The organism is Candidatus Micrarchaeia archaeon (assembly GCA_041650355.1).
Taxonomy (GTDB): domain Archaea; phylum Micrarchaeota; class Micrarchaeia; order Anstonellales; family Bilamarchaeaceae; genus JAHJBR01.
In genome coordinates, this window is sequence record JBAZLI010000063.1 from 1 (window position 1) to 5,215 (window position 5,215).

Annotated in this window: 5 protein-coding genes and 1 pseudogene; 3 read left to right on the forward strand and 3 right to left on the reverse strand. The window is 52.3% G+C overall.

Annotation, left to right across the window (positions count from 1 at the left end; genetic code table 11):
• Positions 1 to 1,188: endonuclease Q family protein (locus WC488_04355; GenBank protein MFA5077632.1), on the reverse strand; the 1,188-nt coding region annotated here is incomplete at its 3' end.
• Between the two features lie 56 nt (positions 1,189 to 1,244).
• Positions 1,245 to 2,093, reverse strand: coding sequence for a 3-deoxy-7-phosphoheptulonate synthase (locus tag WC488_04360; GenBank protein MFA5077633.1), 849 nt, complete (start codon positions 2,091 to 2,093; stop codon positions 1,245 to 1,247).
• A gap of 270 nt (positions 2,094 to 2,363) precedes the next feature.
• Between WC488_04360 and WC488_04365 the strand changes: the two genes are divergently transcribed.
• The 3 genes and pseudogenes from WC488_04365 to WC488_04375 all read left to right on the forward strand — a co-directional run bounded on the left by WC488_04365 (position 2,364) and on the right by WC488_04375 (position 4,906).
• Entirely contained in the window at positions 2,364 to 2,630 is a 267-nt protein-coding gene (locus tag WC488_04365; protein MFA5077634.1) for a hypothetical protein, read from the forward strand.
• Positions 2,631 to 2,632: 2 nt separating this feature from the next.
• Complete coding sequence (locus WC488_04370) at positions 2,633 to 3,721, forward strand: DUF1297 domain-containing protein (GenBank protein MFA5077635.1); 1,089 nt, start codon at positions 2,633 to 2,635, stop codon at positions 3,719 to 3,721.
• Positions 3,722 to 3,730: 9 nt separating this feature from the next.
• Positions 3,731 to 4,906: pseudogene (locus tag WC488_04375) on the forward strand (formate--phosphoribosylaminoimidazolecarboxamide ligase).
• Between the two features lies 1 nt (position 4,907).
• Here the strand turns inward: WC488_04375 and WC488_04380 are convergent.
• A partial coding sequence (locus WC488_04380; GenBank protein MFA5077636.1) for a hypothetical protein occupies positions 4,908 to 5,215 on the reverse strand: 308 nt, incomplete at its 5' end.

The following is a 5,215-nucleotide window of genomic DNA, read 5'->3' on the forward strand; positions in this document are numbered from 1 at the left end:
GTCCAGCACGAGCTCCCCGAAAACCCCGTCGTAGCCCGGAATCCAGCTCACGTTCCCGGCATTCACGCGCCCAATGGCCCCAGCTATCTCGGGGGAAGTTGCGAGCCTGAGCTGCTCCTCCGCAGCCTCGTAGACCGCGAACTCGTTCCCAAAATACCTTATTATCTTATCGTACTCCTCGCCGACCTGCTTCGCGACCTCGCTTTTTCCCAGCGCCTTCGCAATAAGCGTGGGCAATGGAACGATGTGCTTGAAAGGGACCGCATTCTCGGGTTTTTCCCCGAGCTTCCTGTCCGCCAAGTCCGCGACCCGGTGCAGCACCCCTATGGTGAGCGGCCTCTTGCACACCGGGCACCTGTTCCCGAGCTTCTTCGCCTGCCACGGGTCCAGGAGCACATTGCAGTTCCTGTGGCCATCGTAATGGTATTTCCCCTCCTCGGGAAAAAATTCGTACGTCTTCACGAAGCCCTTCCTGGTCTTTATCGCATTGACTATGGATTGGTAGCTGGCCTCCTCCAATTCGAAAACGTTGGCTTCCCTGCCCATCTTCTCAGGACTGTGCGAATCGCTGTTGGAAACCAGCGCGTATTTGTCCAGCTTGCTCAGCATCCAATTCATTCCCGGATCCGAGCTCAAGCCTGTTTCCAATGCAAATATGTTCTTCTCCATCCCTCCGTACGCTTCTTTCAGGTCATCAACTCCGCTCTTGGAGCCGAAAAGCGAGAACCACGGGGTCCATATGTGCGCAGGAATCACGAAAATGTCCTTCGAAATTCTGTCCGCGATTTCAAGCAGCTCCGCGGAGCTCATCATCAGCGTGGGCCGTCCGTCCTCCTCCAGCTTCCCGTATTTGGCAATCCCATCGCCAATCTGCGCTGCAACGTCAAAGTCCGGGGCAAGGAGCACGTGGTGCATCTTCTTGGTTTTCCCGTTCAGCTCGAAAATGTTGGAAACCTCCACCGAAAGCAGGAACTTCACTCCGTTGAATTCGTACAGCCCGTCTTGATTATCCTTGCTCTCAAGCGCAAGCTTCAGTTCCCTGAACCACGTGGGATGGGTGAAATCCCCTGTCGCAACCACCTGCACGCCTTTTGTTTTCGCGCCCCTGCTCAGCCCGTTCAAATCCGAATTAGGACTGGTTGCCCTCGCGTATTTGGAATGTAAATGCAGGTCTGCAATAATCCGCATAAGCTGGTTTTGCGAATAAAATTTATAAACCGGCGGAGCCCGCCGGATTCCATAGCTCAGCCAATTGTCCAATCAACCACGAACGGCTCGCTCCCCGCATTGTGAACTCCTGCTTCAGATCTGATTTGGGCAACTTTCAGGCTTAGCTGGCGCAAATCCCCCATCAGCTCTATGAACTGCCTCAGGCCGAGCGCCCCATCTGGTTCGTAGTTTACAGTCATTATGACGCCGTCCGCCCCAGAAGCCGTTGCAAGGCTCATGCTCTCCGCAATATTGCCGTTTCCGTTGGACAAGCTCGTACTGGCATCCATCATTACCGGCAGGCGGAGCCTCTTCAATGCAGGCATCATCCATATGTCCAGTCCTGTGTGATGTTCTAACGCCCCTGTGCATAAGACTATGTTGGAGTTGCCCTTGCCAAGCAGCTCGGTTGCTTTCAGCAGGTCCCCGAGCGTGGAACCAAACCCGTGCTTGAGCAGAGCCGGCATCCCGGAAGTGCCCACCTCGCTCAACAGCTCGGAATTCCGCATGTTCGCCTCAACCTGGAGCATATCCGCGCATCTGCCTACGGATTCAATATCCCGCGGATTCATGACCTCTACTAGGAGTGGCAATCCCGTAGCTTTCTTCGCCTTTTCAAGCGCCCCAAGGGCGCGAAGATTCAGCCGCCCCTGCGCCTCCTGGGAATACGGCCTGGGGAGCGGATTGAGGACCGCGCCGCGCAGCAGGTCCGCCCCGGCCCGCCCAGCCGCCTGCGCGATTGCAAGCATGCGTCCTTCGTTTTCCTCCACTCCGTAGGGCCCGGCCATTAAAACCAGGCCTTTCCCGAACCTCACTTTTCCAACCTGCACGACGCCTTTCCTTTCGCCCGTATCCATGATTTTCAATGTTTTCATTTCATTCATTTTTTCACCCTTCTTGGTTTTACCTCAATAAGACTGGCCTTCCAAAAGAAAAACCAGCAAAAAATAATTTTTTCAGACGCGGTTTTTCCAATAGCCATAGCTAATGCCTGAGAAGCAGCACTGTATTCCATTTGCTTGGGCTATCATTTCAACCACTATGTTTCCTAGTTTGATGGGATGAAAAATGCTTATAAATGCGTGTAACATAAAGCAGGCGAATCTCCGGATATGAAACAAAGCTTTTTATTGCTCGCACCCCTATCGTAAAACATGAGGACTGCGCTCGCATTTCTGCTAATTCTCGCTTTGCTGCATCCTGAAGTTCCATCCCAGGTCCAGGAGCAGGCCAGCCAGACTTTCACTTACATCATGATGATATTCATACTTGCCGCGCTGATCCTGTTCGCCCTGAAGCACGCGGATTTCAGCAAACTTTTTCCGCAGGATGCTCGGCAAGAGCAGCAGGAAGACGGGAAGGCGCAGTTTAAGCGGACCAGACGGGCCAGACGGAAAGCAGTAAAGCCCAGGAGGCGATGATTATGGTCACTATAGCAACTTTAGGGAGCCACAGCGCGCTGGACGTTTGCGAAGGCGCGAAGCAGGAGGGCTTCAGCACGCTCGTGATCGCGCAGAGGAAAAGGGAAAAGACGTACGCGCAGTATTACCGCACGCGCAGGCGCGGAAAGACGGAGCTGGGCGTTGTCGATGAGACGCTGGTGCTCGAGAAGTTTTCCCACATTTTGAAACATGAGAACATAGCATATATGAAAAAAAGGGACTGCATCTTCGTCCCGAACCGCAGCTTCTCGGTTTACGTGGGCAACGAGAACATAGAAAAGCATTTCCCAATCCCGATTTTCGGCAACCGCTTCCTTCTCAAGGCCGAAGAGCGCAACGTGGGCCGCAACCAGTACTATCTGATGGAGCAGGCGCGGATAGACACTCCGCGCGTGATGCCTTCGCCGGAAAGGATAGGAAGAATCTCAATAGTGAAGGTTTCCGAAGCCAAGCGCTCGTACGAGCGCGCGTTCTTCCTGGTGGATTCCTACGAAGATTACCTGCAGAAATCAGGAAAGCTCATCGGCCAGGGGATAATAACCAAGCAGGCGCTCGAGCAGGCGCGCATCGAGGAATTCGTTGTAGGCGCGCAGTTCAACTTCAATTTCTTCTATTCGCCCCTAAGCGGGGAGCTTGAGCTTCTCGGAATAGATACGAGGAGGCAGACCAACCTAGATGGGTTTTTGCACATGACCGCGGACATGCAGCTCGAAGCGCTCAAGCGCATGCGTGTTTCCAACATAGAGGCAGGGCACATAGCCGCAACCATACGTGAATCCCTCCTGGAGCAGGTGTTCCAGGCCGGAGAACGTTTGGTGGAAGTGTGCAAGCACGAATACAAGCCCGGGATAATAGGGCCATTCGCGCTCCAGTGCGCGCTCACCGAGGAGAACGGGAAGGAGAACCTGGTGGTTTTCGACGTCTCGTTCAGGATGCCCGGCTCCCCGGGCACGCGCTTCACCCCCTACTCATCGTACCTGTTCCGCGAGAGCATCTCGTTCGGAAGGAGAATAGCGATGGAAGTGAAGGACGCGCAGAAGCAGAAGGAGATGAACTTAATCACAACCTGAGCTGATTGCATGATTGAAAAATCCAGAATAGACTCAATAATCTCATCTTACAAAAAACCAGCAGTCGCTACAATATGCTCACACTCTTCGCTGCAGATTTTCCACGGCGCGAAGCTCGAGGGGCTGAAAACCATAGGGATATGCATGCGCGGAAAGGAGAAAATTTACGATGCGTTCCCGCTCGCAAAGCCCGATGATTTCATTTTCGTGGATTCCTATTCGCAGATTCCTGTTTCCGAATTGGTTGCACGCAGCGCAATAATAGTTCCGCACGGCTCATTCGTAGAATACGTGGGGGAGAAACTGGACAATCTCCCAATCCCGGTTTTAGGAAACCGCAGCTCGCTGGTTTGGGAGCGCTCGCGGGACAAAATGTTCGAGTGGATGCAGAAGGCAGGGCTCAGAACTCCGCGCGTCTTCCCCAACCCACAGGATATAGACCGGCCGGTGATAGTGAAATTCCCCGGGGCAAAAGGCGGGATGGGCTACGCGATAGTGAATTCATACGAAGAATACAAAAACAAGGTGGGAAGCAAGCCCGCGATGATACAGGAATTCCTTTCCGGAGTGAGAGCATACCCCCATTATTTCTATTCCCCGCTGAGCGCAAAGGGCTACCGCGCAGGAAAAGGCAGCGTGGAGCTTCTGGGAGTGGACAGGAGGGTGGAGAGCAACGCGGATGAAATAGGGCGCGCACTTTACGCGAATGCGAAAACCCCCATGGGCTTCACAGTGGTTGCTAACGAACCGCTCGTGCTTCGCGAATCCCTGCTCCCTGAATATTTGGAAATAGGGAAGAAAGTTTCCGAAGCCGCGGATAGGCTGTTTGGAGGAATCCCGGGCCCGTTCTGCGTTGAAACGATAATAACCGAGAAAATGGAGATTTACGCGTTCGAGATTTCAGCGCGCATAGTCGCAGGCACGAACATGTTCGCCGATTCATCTCCCTACTCGGTATTCATGGACAAGAAGCCCCTCTCAATGGGAAGGAGAATAGCGATTGAAATAAAGGAAGCGGCTAAAAAGAAGAGACTTTCGGAAATATTATACTAGTTTTCTTTTGGGGGTGAAACCCTCAGCCCCTTTTCTTTCCTAAAGAAAAGGGGATATGGGATGGGAAGGAGAATAGCGATTGAAATAAAGGAAGCGACTAAAAAGAAGAGATTAAAAGAAATTGTTTACTGAACTATTTCTTCTTTTTCCCTGCAACCACCCCAAAAATATAGTTCCCATAGGGCGAATCCTTTCTTTTGAGCAGGATAATCCTGGACAAATAATCCGCATCAATTATTGAATAGTCTGGAAGCATTTCCGCAATCTTTTCCGCATACTCCTGCACGTGCTCGTGCCCAGGCATGTTCTCGAAAACCAGCCTCTTCCTGGAATCCCCTAAAAACATGTATCCCTTTATCTCAATAAAATCTGCTTTCGTTTTTTCGAACATTTCCGCAAAATCCTCCACGTATTTTTCCGAGTCGTTAACTCCCCTTATGA